This window comes from Sphingomonas sp. 22R3R2A-7 (assembly GCF_036856055.1).
In the GTDB taxonomy this organism is placed as follows: Bacteria; Pseudomonadota; Alphaproteobacteria; order Sphingomonadales; family Sphingomonadaceae; genus Sphingomonas.
Genome location: NZ_JASPFR010000001.1, coordinates 4,010,938 through 4,025,089 on the forward strand (window position 1 = coordinate 4,010,938; position 14,152 = coordinate 4,025,089).

Annotated in this window: 12 protein-coding genes, 1 pseudogene and 1 other annotated feature; of the genes and pseudogenes, 4 read left to right on the forward strand and 9 right to left on the reverse strand. The window is 67.4% G+C overall.

Annotation, left to right across the window (positions count from 1 at the left end):
* The 3 genes and pseudogenes from QP165_RS19260 to QP165_RS19275 all read right to left on the reverse strand — a co-directional run bounded on the left by QP165_RS19260 (position 1) and on the right by QP165_RS19275 (position 2,026).
* Positions 1-837, reverse strand: coding sequence for a DUF4198 domain-containing protein (locus QP165_RS19260; RefSeq protein WP_333996858.1), 837 nt, complete (start codon positions 835-837; stop codon positions 1-3).
* A gap of 42 nt (positions 838-879) precedes the next feature.
* Positions 880-1,361, reverse strand: a pseudogene (locus QP165_RS20165) (DUF2271 domain-containing protein).
* An 11-nt stretch (positions 1,362-1,372) separates the two neighbouring features.
* The gene (locus QP165_RS19275; RefSeq protein WP_333996860.1) at positions 1,373-2,026 is read right to left on the reverse strand and encodes a PepSY-associated TM helix domain-containing protein; all 654 of its coding nucleotides are present in this window, start codon (positions 2,024-2,026) and stop codon (positions 1,373-1,375) included.
* Between the two features lie 117 nt (positions 2,027-2,143).
* Positions 2,144-2,199, forward strand: a sequence feature (sul1 is cis-regulatory element that is thought to sense ions involved in sulfur or methionine metabolism; They are found in Alphaproteobacteria).
* Positions 2,200-2,267: 68 nt separating this feature from the next.
* Between QP165_RS19275 and QP165_RS19280 the strand changes: the two genes are divergently transcribed.
* On the forward strand, positions 2,268-3,749 hold the full coding sequence (locus QP165_RS19280) for a SulP family inorganic anion transporter (protein WP_333996861.1): 1,482 nt from the start codon (positions 2,268-2,270) through the stop codon (positions 3,747-3,749).
* Positions 3,750-3,851: 102 nt separating this feature from the next.
* Here QP165_RS19280 and QP165_RS19285 read toward each other — a convergent pair whose 3' ends face one another.
* The 4 genes from QP165_RS19285 to yaaA form a co-directional block, all read right to left on the reverse strand.
* The gene (locus tag QP165_RS19285; RefSeq protein WP_333996862.1) at positions 3,852-4,202 is read right to left on the reverse strand and encodes a DUF952 domain-containing protein; all 351 of its coding nucleotides are present in this window, start codon (positions 4,200-4,202) and stop codon (positions 3,852-3,854) included.
* Positions 4,199-6,979, reverse strand: coding sequence for a DNA gyrase subunit A (gene gyrA, locus QP165_RS19290; protein WP_333996863.1), 2,781 nt, complete (start codon positions 6,977-6,979; stop codon positions 4,199-4,201). Before gyrA ends, QP165_RS19285 begins: the two co-directional genes overlap by 4 nt.
* Positions 6,980-7,246: 267 nt before the next feature.
* Positions 7,247-7,933 carry an SDR family NAD(P)-dependent oxidoreductase gene (locus tag QP165_RS19295; RefSeq protein WP_333996864.1) on the reverse strand — a complete coding sequence of 229 codons (687 nt, stop codon included), beginning with the start codon at positions 7,931-7,933 and terminating at the stop codon, positions 7,247-7,249.
* On the reverse strand, positions 7,930-8,679 hold the full coding sequence (gene yaaA / locus QP165_RS19300; RefSeq protein WP_333996865.1) for a peroxide stress protein YaaA: 750 nt from the start codon (positions 8,677-8,679) through the stop codon (positions 7,930-7,932). Before yaaA ends, QP165_RS19295 begins: the two co-directional genes overlap by 4 nt.
* A gap of 165 nt (positions 8,680-8,844) precedes the next feature.
* Between yaaA and QP165_RS19305 the strand changes: the two genes are divergently transcribed.
* Positions 8,845-10,137 (forward strand): hypothetical protein, encoded by a 1,293-nt coding sequence (locus QP165_RS19305; RefSeq protein ID WP_056024762.1) that lies wholly within the window; start codon positions 8,845-8,847, stop codon positions 10,135-10,137.
* Between the two features lie 112 nt (positions 10,138-10,249).
* Here QP165_RS19305 and QP165_RS19310 read toward each other — a convergent pair whose 3' ends face one another.
* Positions 10,250-10,717, reverse strand: a complete 468-nt coding sequence (locus QP165_RS19310; RefSeq protein ID WP_056024765.1) for an Lrp/AsnC family transcriptional regulator — start codon at positions 10,715-10,717, stop codon at positions 10,250-10,252.
* 195 nt (positions 10,718-10,912) lie between these two features.
* Between QP165_RS19310 and QP165_RS19315 the strand changes: the two genes are divergently transcribed.
* Positions 10,913-12,760, forward strand: coding sequence for a sensor histidine kinase (locus QP165_RS19315; protein ID WP_333996866.1), 1,848 nt, complete (start codon positions 10,913-10,915; stop codon positions 12,758-12,760).
* Entirely contained in the window at positions 12,757-13,752 is a 996-nt protein-coding gene (locus QP165_RS19320) for a polysaccharide deacetylase family protein (protein WP_333996867.1), read from the forward strand. The genes QP165_RS19315 and QP165_RS19320 overlap by 4 nt, the downstream gene beginning before the upstream one ends.
* A 15-nt stretch (positions 13,753-13,767) precedes the next feature.
* Here the strand turns inward: QP165_RS19320 and QP165_RS19325 are convergent, their stop codons facing one another.
* Positions 13,768-14,037: a hypothetical protein gene (locus tag QP165_RS19325; RefSeq protein ID WP_056024772.1), complete on the reverse strand. Its 270-nt coding sequence runs from the start codon at positions 14,035-14,037 to the stop codon at positions 13,768-13,770.
* Positions 14,038-14,152 lie beyond the last annotated feature (115 nt).

Genomic DNA, 14,152 nt, shown 5'->3' on the forward strand with positions numbered 1-14,152 from the left:
TCACGGCGTCAGCACCTCGAGCGTCGTGACATAGCTCATCCGCCGTTCGGTCGCGCGCGGCGTGGTCGCCTTCGCGTCGGTCAGCGTCGCATTTAGCCAGTACATCCCTGCCGCGGGCCAGGTGACGCTGAGCACGCCGTCGGCGCCCGTGGACAGCTCGCGCGCGCCCTCGTCGTTGCGATAGCGCTTGCCACCGGGGATGATCGTCACCTTGAGCCCCGGCGCGGGTTTGCCGTCGACGAGGAAGCGGAACGTCGCGGTCTCGCCCGCGACCAGCTCGTCGGGATGCGTGACGGGCGCGAATTCGAGCCCCTTGCCCGTCGGCCTGAAGACCGTCGTGGTGGGCGCGCCCGCGGTGACGAAGATCTCGTTGCGCGTCGACGTCTCGGCGAGCTTCACGTCGGTGGCGTTCGCGGGAATGTCGGCGACGGTGAGGGGGGCCGGGGCACCCGGCTGCGGCGGGCCGCGCCGGCCGAGGCGCTTCTCGACGCCGTCGACCTTGAAGCTGCCCATGACGGCGGTCATCTGCGTCCCGATCTTCCACGTCCCCGGCTTGTCGAGCCTGACGTCGAATACCGACCGATAGCGTCCGGTGGCGCCGTTCTGGAGCACGCCCTCGCTGCCGTCGGGCTGCCAGACCTTGACGCCGTCGAGGCGGAGCGGCTGGTGATCGAAGAAGAAGAGATCGTTCGAGACCGCGGCGTCGACCGTCACCCAGCCGCTCGTGTCGGAGAACACCGTGCCCGACGGCAGCATCCACATGCGATGCGCGGACAGCGCGGCGGGGACCGACACGAGTGCGGCGGCGGCGATCAGGCGTGCGCCCAGGGGTGTCATGAGGCTGTTCCTAACGGGGAGAGGCGGGGAGGGGCGGGCGCGTCAGCGCGGCGACAGCGCGATCGCGCCGAGTTCGGTCTTGCCCGCGCCCTGCGCGGCGGCGCGCACCGGGACGACGAGCGGGATGCTGACGAGTTCGCGGCCGCCCGTCTCGCGCGCGGCCTCGACGTTCAGCACATAGTTGCCGGGCTTGAGCGTGGCGGGGAGGGGATGCTGTACCGGCCGGGTGCGCGCGTCGCGCCGCTGATGCCGTCCGCGGGCATTGCGAGCCCGCGTCCGCCCTTGCGCCACCATGCGCGCAGTTCCGAGAGCCATTTGGTGCCGGGTTCGTTCCCCGCCTTCTTGACGTCGTACCACAGGGCGAGCGTCCGCGGTGCACCGCCACCGACCGGGTCGAGCCAGACCGCGACATAGGGCCGGTGATATTCGGCGACGCTCAGGCGCGGGATCGTGACGGTCACGGTTCCGGCAGCAGCGGGCGCCGCGACGGCACCCCCGATCAGGACAAACGCGGACAGACGCATGGCAGAACCCCTCAATGCAGGAACAGGATGGCTAGGATCACGGGAATGGCGAGCCCGGCGCCGACGATCGGCCAGGTCGCCGGACGATGCCGCGCGTGCAGCTGGAGCAGCAGCAGCCCCGTCAGCGTGAAGACGATGCACGCGACCGCGAAGACGTCGATGAACCAGAACCATGCGGTCCCCGCGTTGCGGCCCTTGTGCAGGTCGTTGAGATACGAAATCCAGCCGCGATCGGTCGTCTCGGCGGTGATGCGGCCGGTCGCGCGGTCGATGCTGACCCAGGCGTCGCCACCGGGGCGGGGGAGCGCGACGTAGGCGTCGGTATCCGACCATTCGACCGCCCGGCCGGCGGGATCGAGCCCGGTCGCCGCGGCAACGGCGGCGGCGACCGGCGACGGCAGGCGCGCGTCCGGTGCCTGAGAACGCGAGAGCAAGGGCCGGAGCGGTGCGGGCAGGATCGCCGCCTGCTCGGTGACCACGGGCGTCGCGCCGATCGTCGCGGCATGGTTGAGCGTGAGCCCGGTGACCGCGAACAGCAGCATGCCGACCAACGACAGCGCGGCGCTGATCCAGTGCCAGCTGTGAAGCTGTTTCAGCCACCAGCCCCGCCAGCGGCGCTTGCGCTGTTGCGGTGTCGGTGCAGCTTTGGGGGGCGGGGTGGTCACGCTCGAGCGCTATCGCAACGAGCAGCCCCTGGCAAGCTATTGCGACCCATTATCAATAGATTCGGTCGTCTCCCCTGTTGCAATGCAGCATCGAGGGAGGTAGGGGGCGGACATTCACAAGGACCCGGTGAAATTCCGGGTGGCTATTCCGGCCGCCGATCCGCCGGACAACGCAACGACGCCTTTCCATCGACTGCCGGCCAGCGCGCCGCAGCATCGTGCGTCCTATGCGGATACATCCATGAAATCCTTATCGTTTTCTCGTTACCGAGCCGAATGGTTCAGCGGCCCTGCCGCCGCGCGCCGCGACATCCTTGCGGGGATGGTCGGCACCTTTGCGCTGATCCCCGAGGTCATCGCCTTCTCCTTCGTTGCCGGGATCGATCCCGAGGTCGGCCTGTTCGCCTCGTTCGTGATCGGCATCGTCATCGCCTTTGCCGGCGGGCGTCCCGCGATGATCTCGGGCGCGGCGGGCTCGGTCGCGCTGGTCGCCGCCGCGCTCGTCCACGCGCACGGGCTGCAATATCTGCTCGTCGCGACGATGCTCGCAGGCGTGCTCCAGATCGCGTTCGGGCTCGCCAAGCTCGACGTGCTGATGCGGTTCGTGTCGCGCTCGGTGCATGCGGGCTTCGTCAACGCGCTCGCGATCCTGATCTTCTCGGCGCAGGTGCCGCAGATGGTCGGCGTCAGCTGGCAGGCCTATGCGATGATCGCGGCCGGGCTTGCGATCATCTATCTCGTGCCGCGGATCTCGAGCGCGATCCCGTCGCCGCTGATCTGCATCGTCGTGCTGACCGCGATCGCGATGTGGTTTCCGATGCCGCTCAAGACGGTCGGCGATCTCGGGCGCTTGCCCGATCTGCTGCCGTCGTTCGGGCTTCCCGACGTGCCGTTCGCCTGGGATACGCTGCGGATCGTGGCGCCCTATGCGTTTGCGATGGCGGCAGTCGGCCTGCTCGAATCGATGATGACCGCCAATGTCGTCGACGAGCTTACCGAGACGCGCAGCTCGAAGGCGCGCGAATGCACCGGGCTCGGGCTAGCCAATGTCGCCGCGGGCGCGTTCGGCGGGATCGCCGGGTGCGGGATGATCGGGCAGACCGTCGGCAATGTCCGCTATGGCGGCACCGGACGGCTCTCGACGATGGTCGCGGGCGTGTTCCTGCTCGTGGTCATGGTGCCGCTGCGGCCATGGGTCGCGCAGGTGCCGGTCGCGGCGCTGGTCGCGATCATGATCATGGTGTCGATCAGCACCTTCTCCTGGGGCTCGCTGCGCGACCTCGCGCGGCACCCGAAGATGTCGAGCGTCGTCATGCTGGCGACCGTCGTCGTCACTGTCGCAACGCACGACCTGTCGCTCGGCGTCGGGGTCGGCGTGCTGCTGAGCGGCGTGTTCTTTGCGTGGAAGGTCACGCGGTTGATGGACGTGGCGGTCGATTACGACGCCGCCAGTGATACGCGGATCTACCGCGTGACGGGGCAGGTCTTCTTCGCCAGCGCCGATATCTTCGCGGACACGTTCGACCTGCGCGAAGAGGCCAAGCACGTGCGGGTCGACCTGACGGGCGCGCATCTGTGGGATGTGACCGCAGTCGGCGTGCTCGACGACGTGGTCGGCAAGCTGCGGCGGCATGGCGTGGCGGTCGAGGTCGTCGGGCTCAATCGGGCCAGCGAGGTGCTGGTCGACCGGCATGCGCCTTTGATGCGCGATCTGGCGGGGTGATCGGGTAGCGGCGGGGGCGGTTACAACGACGGTCGTCGTTGCCGCCCCCTCCGTCAGGCTTTGCCTGCCACCTCCCCCTGGCGGGGGAGGATTGTTCGGGGGTTAGCCGGCCACGGGGAGCTTGACCTGGCCGGCGTCGTCGCGTTCGAGCGGGCCGTAGGACAGCACCGTCTCGAGCAGCAGCGGGCCGTTATAGATGTGCGGAAAGAGCTGGCCGCCGCGCGATTCTTCCCAGGTCACGTCGTCGCCGATCGCTTCAAGATCGACCGCGGCGACGTGGAGGTCGCTCTGGCCGGCGAAGTGCTTGTCGACCGTCTCGGTCAGCTGTTCCGCGGTCGACAGGTGGATATAGCCATCGGCCAGATCGACCGGCGCACCGGCGAAGCTGCCGCTTTCCAGCGTCGCGAGCTGCTCGCCCGTCAGCACCTTGTAGGCGATAGGATCGCGGCTCATTCGCTATCCCCCTGGCCTTCGGTCGGATCGCCAGCCGCCGTGTCCTCGCCGATCGTCGCACCGGTATCGGGCGCGAGCTCTGGCGTTGCGTCCGCCAGGTTCACTTCGGCGTCTTCCTCGGTTTCCTCGATCCGCGCGGCGGAGACGACATGCTCGCCCTTTGCGACGTCGAACAGCTTCACGCCCGCCGAATTGCGGCTGATGACGCGCAGCGACGCGAGCGTCGTGCGGATCAGCTTGGCCTGGTTGGTCACCAGCATCAGCTGATGGCCCTTCGCCGCGGCGAAGCTCGCCACGACCGGACCGTTACGGCCGATATTGTCGATGTTGGTGATGCCCTGACCACCGCGACCTGTGCGGCGGTAATCATAGGCGCTCGACAGCTTGCCATAGCCGTTCTCGCAGACCGTCAGGATGAACTGCTCGCGGTCCTTGAGATCGTTGTAGCGCTCGTCGCCCATCCCGTGATCGCCCTCGCGCTCGCCCTTCCAGGGGGCGAACTTCAGGTACGTCTCGCGCTCTTCCGGAGTCGCGCCGACGCGGTGGAGAACCGACAGCGAGATGACCTCGTCGTCGCCCTTCAGCGTCACGCCGCGCACGCCGGTCGAGGTGCGGCTCTGGAACTCGCGGACGTCGTCGCCGGCAAAGCGGATCGCCTTGCCGAGCCGCGTCGCGAGCAGCACGTCGTCATGCTCGGTGAGCAGCGCGACGCCGATCAGCTTGTCCTCGGAGCCTTCCTCGAAGCGCATCGCGATCTTGCCGTTCGAGGGCACGTTGGTGAACGCATCCATCGCGTTGCGGCGGACGAGCCCGCGCTGCGTCGCGAACATCACGTGCAGGCGGCTCCACTCGCTGAGATCCTCGGGCAGCGGGAGTACGGTCGAGATCGTCTCGCCCGGCGCCAGCGGCAGAAGGTTGATCATCGGCCTACCGCGCGTGGCGGGGCCGCCCTCGGGCAGGCGCCAGACCTTGTAGCGATAGACCTTGCCGAGGTTCGAGAAGAACAGCACCGGCGTGTGCGTCGAGGTGACGAACAGCTCGGTGACGACATCCTCGTCCTTCGTCGACATGCCCGCGCGGCCCTTGCCGCCACGTGCCTGTGCACGGAACGTGTCGAGGCTGGTGCGCTTGATATAGCCCTGCATGGTCACGGTGACGACCATGTCCTCGCGCTCGATGAGATCCTCGTCGTCGATGCCGTTGGCGGCAGCGGCGATCTCGGAGCGGCGCGGCGTGGCGAATTCGTCGCGGATCGCGATCAGCTCGCCGCGCATCACTTCGTACAGCTTGGCGCGGTCGGCGAGGATGTGGAGCAGCTCGGCGATCGACGCCGCCAGCACCTTCAGTTCGTCGCCGATCTCGTCGCGGCCGAGCGCGGTGAGGCGGTGGAGGCGCAGGTCGAGGATCGCGCGGACCTGCGGCTCGGACAGCTTGTAGATGCCCTCCTGCTGCTTGTCCTCGACCGCCTCGACGAGCGCGATGTACGGCGCGATCTCCGCGACCGGCCATTCCCGCGCAAGCAATTTGCCGCGCGCTTCGGCGGGGCTCGACGAGCCGCGGATGATGCGGACGACTTCGTCGAGGTTGGTGACGGCGATGACGAGGCCGAGCAACAGATGCGCGCGCTCGCGCGCCTTGGCGAGCTCGAACTTCGAGCGGCGCGTGATGACCTGTTCGCGGAACGTGATGAACGCGCCGATGATGTCGCGCAGGTTCAGCAGCTCGGGGCGTCCGCCGCGGATCGCGAGCATGTTGGCGGGGAAGCTCGACTGCGCCGGCGTGTGGCGCCAGAGCTGGTTGAGTACAACGTCGGGGGTCGCGTCGCGCTTCAGGTCGATGACGATGCGCACGCCCATCCGGCTCGATTCGTCGCGAATGTCGCTGACGCCTTCGATCCGCTTGTCCTTGGCGGCTTCGGCGATCTTCTCGACCAAGCCGTTCTTGCCGGTCTGGAACGGGATTTCGGTGAGGACGATCGAGCGACGATCGCCCTTGCCCTCCTCGACGACGTGGCGTGAGCGGACGATGATCGAGCCGCGGCCGGTCTCGTAGGCGGACTTGGCGCCTGCACGGCCGAGGATGATCGCGCCGGTCGGGAAGTCGGGACCGGGGACGATCTCGAACAGTTCCTCGGTCGTGATCGCGCCATTGTCCATATAGGCGAGGCACGCGGCGATCACTTCGCCGAGATTGTGCGGCGGGATGTTGGTCGCCATGCCGACCGCGATGCCGCCCGCGCCGTTGACGAGCAGGTTGGGGAAGCGCGCCGGCAGCACCGACGGCTCGCGCTCCGACCCGTCATAGTTGGGCGTGAAGTCGACGGTATCCTTGTCGAGATCGCCGAGCAGCGCGTTGGCGACCTTGCCGAGGCGGGCCTCGGTGTAGCGCATCGCCGCGGGCGGATCGGGATCCATCGAACCGAAGTTGCCCTGACCGTCGATCAGCGGCACGCGCATCGACCAGTCCTGCGTCATGCGCGCCAACGCGTCGTAGATCGAGCTGTCGCCGTGCGGGTGATATTTACCCATCACGTCACCGACGATGCGTGCCGACTTGCGATACGGCTTCCCCGCGACGAAGCCGCTCTCATGCGCGCCGTAGAGGATCCGGCGATGGACGGGCTTCAGGCCGTCACGCACATCGGGCAGCGCGCGGGCGACAATCACACTCATCGCATAGTCGAGATAGCTCGACTTCATCTCGTCGACGATCGAGATGGTGGCAATGCCGGCTGGCTCGCCGCCGGTGGGTTCGGCGAGCATGGTCTCGTCGGTCAAATCTGAAGGCTTTCGGCTTGTTTCGGTACGATGACACACCTTAGCCGAGGGGCCGGCGCCTTACTACCCCCGCGCACGCGTACGCACGCGAGCGATATGGGTTTCATGGGTATTTTGCGGGTGGTTGCGGCTTGGCGGGAGCGCGGCCGCCTTTATCCGTCATCCCGGCGGAAGCTGCGATCTCATTATGGGACGAGCGTCGCCGGATGCGGGGAGAGACCCCAGCGTTCGCTGGGGTGACGAATTGGCGGGGAGGATTGCACGAGGTTACGGCGTGATCTCGGCACCGTCCCATGCGAACAGCTTGCCGCTGTCGGGCGCGCGAAGCCCGTCGATCACGTCGAGCAGCTGGACCGCGGCGCGATCGGGCTTGAACAGCGTGCCGGGCGTGACGTTGCCCTGGAACGGCTGCGACAGCCCGGTGTCGACCGTGCCGGGATGCAGGCCGACGACGATCCCGCTCGAGTTGCGGCGCTTGTCCTCGATCGCGATCGTCCGGACGAACTGGTTGAGCGCGGCCTTCGACGCGCGATAGCCGTACCAGCCGCCAAGCTTGTTGTCGCCAATGCTTCCGACGCGCGCGGAGAGCACGGCGAAGACGATCCGCCCCGCCTTGGGCATCGTCGGGAGGAAGTGCTTGGCGACCAGCGCGGGGCCGATCGCGTTGATCGCGAAGTTGCGCGCCATCCATGCCGGATCGAGATCGCGCATCGCCTTTTCAGGCCCCTTGTCGCCGTCGTGGAGCAGTCCCGTCGCGACGATCACCAGCGTCGGCGATCCCACGCGCAGGGCGGCGGCGGCGATGCTCGCCTCGTCCTCGAGGTCGAGATGACGCTCGCCGCCGTCCGAGCGCGAGAAGCCGTGGACGGTGTCGAATGCCCCCTCGTCGAGAAGCGCCGCCTCCAGCGCCTTGCCGATTCCACCCGAGGTGCCGATGACGACCGCGCTGCTCATGCGCGGACGAACCGCCACTGCGCGTCGGTGCTCCCGGCCGCGTCATAGGCATAGCCGTCGGTATCGAAGCCCTTCATCCCCTCGATGTCGTCGATGCGGTGCTCGACCATCCAGCGCGCCGCCATGCCGCGGGCCTTTTTGGCGTGGAAGCTGACGAACTTCTGCGCGGCACCCTCGCGGAAGTCGAACGCGACGACGCGGATCGACGATGGCAGCTGGCCGTCGGCGGCGGCCCAATATTCCTGGCTGGCGAGATTGAGGATCGTCCCCGAGCCCTCGGCCTCGACGTCCTTAGCGAGCAGCGTGGCGATCCGGTCGCGCCACCAGTCGGTCAGCTTCTTGTGCCGTGGCGCCCAGCGCGTGCCCATTTCGAGCCGGTATGGCCGCATCGCATCGAGCGGACGCAGCAGCCCGTACAGCCCCGACAGCATCCGGAGGTGATCCTGCGCATAGTCGATCGCCGGCTCGTCGAGCGTCCCGGCATCGAGCCCGGTATAGACGTCGCCGGCAAACGCGAACAGCGCGGGGCGTTCGGGCAGCGTGTCGAAGTCGCGAAACCGGTCCGCGTTCAGCTTGGCGAGCGCGGGCGAGATATGCATCAGCGCTGCAAGCTTCTTCTGGGTGAGGTTCGCGGCGGCATGCGCGAGCGTCGTCGCCTCGGCGGCGAAGCGTGGCGTGGTGGGATCAAGCGGGGGTAGCGCCGTCTCGTAGTCGAGCGTCTTGGCGGGCGATAGGACGGCAATCATCGCGAACACGTAGCGGTGCAACCCGCGCCGTTCAATTGGCGTTCAGTGCGCAGGAGGGATAAGACGCGTCGTCATCATCCATCTTCGGCTGTTCGCTTGAACGCCGGCCGCCACACCCATATAGCGTCGCGCCAAGGCGCACATACGCACGAGGAGAGTCCCCGCATGAAGACCATTTCGAAGCTCGCACTGGCCGCGGTGCTCGCCACCGGCGTAAGCGGCATGGCGCTGATCGCCCCCGCCACCGCGATGGCGAAGAAGGAAGAGGCCAAGCCCGGCCTCAAGCTCAGCCCCGACGTGCTGAAGGCGGCGCAGGTCGCACAGCCCGCGATCGCGGCGAAGGATTTCGCCACCGCCGAGCCGGCACTGGCGCAGATCGACGCGGCCGCCAAGACCGACGACGACAAGTATATCGGCGCCGCGCTGCGCTATGACCTCGAGCAGCAGAAGCTCGCGGCGCAGCAGGCTGCCAATCCGAACGCACCGCTGAACGAGACGGTGCTCGCCGGCCCGCTCGACGTGCTGATCGCCAACCCGAGCACGCCCGCGGACATGCGTGGCCGCTATACCTATCGTCGTGGTGCGCTCGCGTTCAACGGCAAGCAGTATCCGGTCGCCGTCCAGTATTTCCAGAAGGCCAAGGCGCTCGGCTACACGAACGAGGATCTGGATCTCCAGATCGTCAAGGCGAAGATGGAGAGCGGCGACGTCAAGAACGGCCTCGCCGATCTCGATGCGTCGGTGACCGCATCGACGGCCGCGGGCAAGAAGGCGCCCGAGGATTATTATCGCTACGCGATCAGCAAGGCGAACGGTGCCAAGCTGAAGCCCGAGACGTTTGCCTGGCTGCAGAAATACGCGGTCGCCTATCCGTCGCCCAAGACGTGGCGTGACGTGATCGTGACGTTCGGTCTGCAGCAGAACGGCGTCGTGACGCTCGACGAAACGCAGAAGATCGACATGTTCCGCCTGATGCGCCAGACCAAGTCGTTGGCCGACCAGAACGACTATCTGGAATATGCCGACAGCGTGAACCGTCGCGGGCTTCCGAGCGAAGCGCAGGCCGTGCTGAAGGAAGGCATGGCGTCGGGCAAGATCCCGGCGTCGAACACGATGGCGAAGACGCTGCTGACCGATACCGCGACCGCGATCCGCAACGACGGTCCGCTGGCGGGCCTCGAGAAGAAGGCGACGACGAACGCCGACGGCAAGCTCGCCGCGGGTACGGCGGATGCGTATCTCGGGCAGGACAATTATGCCAAGGCGATCGAGCTGTACAAGGTCGCGCTGAGCAAGGGCGGCGTCAACGCCGACGACGTCAACCTCCACCTCGGCATCGCGCAGGCGAAGTCGGGCGACAAGGCGGGCGCGGCGGCATCCTTCGCGGCGGTCAAGACGACCCCGCGGATGGAGCAGGCCCAGCTCTGGACCGCGTGGATGAACGCACCGACCGCCTGATCATCGGACGTCGGTTACGGGAAAAGGGGCGGCAGTGATGCCGCCCCTTTTTCGTGTCGCGTCCGGTTCGTTGAAGAACGACGCGACCCCTAGCCGCAGCCGGACCGGTCGATCAGTCGACGGTGACGGGGATTCCCGACAGCGCCTTGGCCGTGCGGATCGTCAGCGAGGTCTTCACGCTGGCGACATTGGGCGCCGGGGTGAGGTGCGTGGTGAGGATTTCCTGGAAGCTCTTGAGGTCGGCGGCGACGATCTTCAGGATGAAGTCGATCTCGCCGTTGAGCATGTGGCATTCGCGGATTTCGGGAATGTCCGCGATATGCGTCTCGAACGCGGTCAGGTCGTGCTCCGCCTGGCTGCGCAGGCTGACCATCGCGAACACGGTGATCGGAAATCCGAGGCGGCTGGCGTCGAGGTCGGCGTGATAGCCACGGATCGCGCCAGCTTCCTCGAGCGCACGGACGCGGCGCAGGCAGGGTGGAGCGGTCAATCCGACCTGGTCTGCAAGGTCGACATTGGTCATGCGACCATCGGCTTGCAGAAGCGACAGGATCTGACGATCGATCCGGTCAAAACTCATTACGCGCAACTCCCATCAAACGTTTCGAACCATGCGGTTCGGATGGGCTAGCTATAAGATAATTACCGGGGAACGCAATTGTCCCACATTGCGACGCAGCACGGGAACGCGGCAATTCTGCGGTTTCCTCTAAGGCGCTGCGGAGGTATGACACAGTAATGACGTTTGCCGTGCAGCGTCGATCCGGGGAACGACGTGCGCTTCGATGATAGCCTGAAGACAGTGTTATCTGCCGACATGTCGACGAGCTTCGGCGCGCAATCGACATGGCGGCAGCTCGTCGACCTGATGGGCAGGGGCCGTGGTCCCTCGAATGGCGAGGCGCTGGCATGTCTTCGTGCGCTGCGTCCCGATATTCCCGAACCGATCAGGGCGAGCAGCGCACGCGCGCTCGCCTTTGCCGCGCCCGACGCCGCGCTGGTCGGATTTTTCGCCGAAGACAGCCTGGCGATCGCAGCGCCCGTGCTGCGGACGGCGACGCTCGATGCGGGCGACTGGATTGCATTGCTCCCGCGGCTGACCCCGGCGGGACGTTCGGTGCTTCGCCACCGCCGCGACCTGCCGCCCGCGGTCGGGCGGGCTCTCGAGAGCTTCGGATCGACCGATTTCGTGCTCGGGCATCCCAAACCTGCGGTGAGCTCCGACGCTGTTATGGACGTCCCCGTCGATGCCGTGGCGGTCGGCGAGGATCCGGTCGCGTCGCAAGCGCCCGCCGCGCCGTCGGCGCCGTCGCCCGACACCCCGCTGAGCGCGTCGCCGTTCATGACGTTGGGGATGATCGCGCGCGGGCTGCCGTTCGTTGCCGAGGCATTGCGTCATGCCGCCGAACCCGGTGAGCCGACTTCCCAGGCCAGCGATACCGCGATGCCGGAGCCCGTCTCGACCGCGTCGCCTGCGCCCGAGCGGTTCGAGATTTCCGACCTCGTCAAGCGGATCGACGCGTTCAACCGCGACCGGGTCGTTCCCGAGGTCGCGCCGGCGACGGCGGCGGCGCCGCCGGAGGCTTTCCGGTACGAGACCGATGCGGCCGGCGTGATCCGCTGGGTCGACGGCGTGTCGCGCGCCGCGCTGATCGGCGTATCGGTCGCGCATGCGGCACGACAGGGCGAGGTCCAGATCGATGGCGTCGCGGTCGGCGGGTATCGTCGCAGGTCGCCGTTCGAGGCGGCACGACTCCAGGTCGGCGGGCTCTCGAACGCGGCGGGATCGTGGCGCGTGTCGGGCGTCCCCGTGTTCGACGAGGGATCGGGCCGGTTCATCGGCTTTCGCGGCAGCGCGCGCCGGCCGCGCCGCGACGAGATGGCCGAACTCGCGGTGGCCCCCGAAAAGGCGAATTCGCCGGTATCCGATCTGCTGCGACAGCTGGTCCACGAGCTGCGCACGCCGACCAATGCGATCGCGGGGTTTGCCGAGCTGATCGAGACCGAATTGCTGGGCCCCGTCGCACCGACCTACCGCGACCGCGCGACGACGATCCGCCGCCAGGCATCGGACCTGCTGGCTGCGATCGACGATCTCGACATCGCCGCGCGGATCGAGGGGCACGCGCTCGACCTGCGTCCGACCGTCGTCCCCGTGCTGCCACTGCTGAACGCGGTCGTGCACGATTTGACCCCGCTCGCGGCGTTGCGCGGCGCGCATGTGATGGTCGATCCGTCCGCGGGCCCCTGCGAGATCGCCGGCGACGACCGCGCGGTCGAGCGGCTCGTGAGCCGTCTGCTGGCAACGCTGGTATCGGCGAGCAGCAAGGACGAGATGCTGATGGTCGGGGTCGAGGCGACCGCCGGCGAAGTCTGCATCGGGTTCGACCGGCCGCGCTCGCTCGCGGTGCATGCGGCCAACATCCTGCTGAGCATCGATACCGAGCGCGAGCATGAGCGCGAGGGTGCGCCGCTGCTCGGTACCGGGTTCGCGCTTCGGCTTGCACAGAATTTTGCGGTCGAGCTCGGTGGGCATCTCGCATTCGGGCCGGACCGCCTCACGCTGCGCCTGCCCGCCGTGGCGACCGAGCGGAGCGAACGGGTGCTCGACGGCCTGCGGTGATCGCGCGCTATCGGCCCGAACGGCCCGCACCGGAACACCACGTCACGTGGAAAAGCGGCTTCGGTCCGTGCTTCACGTTGTTCGTCGACGTCGAGGAGGAGTTCGACTGGCGTCGTCCGCTCGGCACCGCGCCCTATTCGACCAAGGCGATGGCGGCATTTCCCGCGGCGCATCGCCGCTTCGCCGATCGCGGCGTTGCGCTCGCCTGCGTCGTCGACCTGCCGATCGTCAGCGATCCGCGGTCGGTCGACATTCTCCAGGCGGTCGTCGCCGACGGCCGGTCGGAGATCGGTGCGCAACTGCATGGCTGGGTCAATCCGCCGATCGTCGAAGAGATCAGCGCGGTGACCAGCTATGCCGCGAACCTGCCCGCGGGTGTCGAAGCCGCCAAGATCGCGGTGCTGACCGACGCGATCACCGCAGCCTTCGGAACGCGGCCGCGGGTCTATCGCGCGGGACGATACGGGATCGGGCCCGACAGCTTCGCGATCCTCGCGGCGATGGGATACCGGATCGATAGCTCGGTCCGGTCGGGCTATGATTACAGCGGGCAGGGCGGGCCCGACTTTTCGGGCATCGGGTCGGAGCCCTATCATGCAGGATCGCTGATCGAACTGCCGTTGACGACGGTGCATACCGGCAGGCTGCGCCGCGGCGGGGCCGCTTTGTACCGGGCGCTGTCGCGGGTTCCCCGTGCACGCGGCGTCTTCTCGCGTCTGGGTCTGTTGTCGCGCGTCGCGATGACGCCCGAGGACATGCCGATCGCGGCCGCGCTCGAGGCGGTGACGATCGCGATCGGGGAGGGCGCGGCGTTCCTCAACTTCTCGTTTCATTCGCCGTCGCTCGCGCCCGGGCACACGCCCTATGTCCGCGATCGCGCCGATCTGCAGCGCTTTCACGACTGGTGGACCGCGATGCTCGACCATCTCGACCGTCTCGGCGTGCGCAATGCGTCGATCGCGGAGATCCTCGACAATATCCGCGAGGGCTAGGCCTGCGCGCGGCGTTCAGATCGCGCGGCGATGCTTTCCGCCATAGCGACGGCCAATATAATCGCCGATCTGCGCGACTTCCGCCGCGGCTTCGCGTGCGGCCTTTGCCTGGCATGGCATCGGATCGGTGGTCGGGTCGGCGGCGCGTCGCTGGACGGTTGCGCAGAGATCCTCGATATCGGCTCGCGACAGGATGTTCTTTTCGCGCAGCAGGCAAATCAGGCTCTGCAGGATGACGAGGTTCTTGTCCTCGGGATCGGCTTCGAGCCGTAGCGGCGTCGTCACTGTCTCTCTCCTTATATTTATACGCGGATGATATGCCTATGCCGTGCGCACGCAAGGGCTGATTTTCACGGTCCTGCAGCGTGTTGCCGGTAACGGGTGACGCGTGGCGCTACGC

Bases quoted from the DNA above. Each gene is read 5' to 3' on its own strand.
- QP165_RS19260 (WP_333996858.1), bottom strand. From the start codon at position 837: ATGACACCCCTGGGCGCACGCCTGATCGCCGCCGCCGCACTCGTGTCG.
- QP165_RS19280 (WP_333996861.1), top strand. From the start codon at position 2,268: ATGAAATCCTTATCGTTTTCTCGTTACCGAGCCGAATGGTTCAGCGGC.
- QP165_RS19285 (WP_333996862.1), bottom strand. From the start codon at position 4,202: ATGAGCCGCGATCCTATCGCCTACAAGGTGCTGACGGGCGAGCAGCTC.
- QP165_RS19295 (WP_333996864.1), bottom strand. From the start codon at position 7,933: ATGAGCAGCGCGGTCGTCATCGGCACCTCGGGTGGAATCGGCAAGGCG.
- yaaA (WP_333996865.1), bottom strand. From the start codon at position 8,679: ATGATTGCCGTCCTATCGCCCGCCAAGACGCTCGACTACGAGACGGCG.
- QP165_RS19305 (WP_056024762.1), top strand. From the start codon at position 8,845: ATGAAGACCATTTCGAAGCTCGCACTGGCCGCGGTGCTCGCCACCGGC.
- QP165_RS19310 (WP_056024765.1), bottom strand. From the start codon at position 10,717: ATGAGTTTTGACCGGATCGATCGTCAGATCCTGTCGCTTCTGCAAGCC.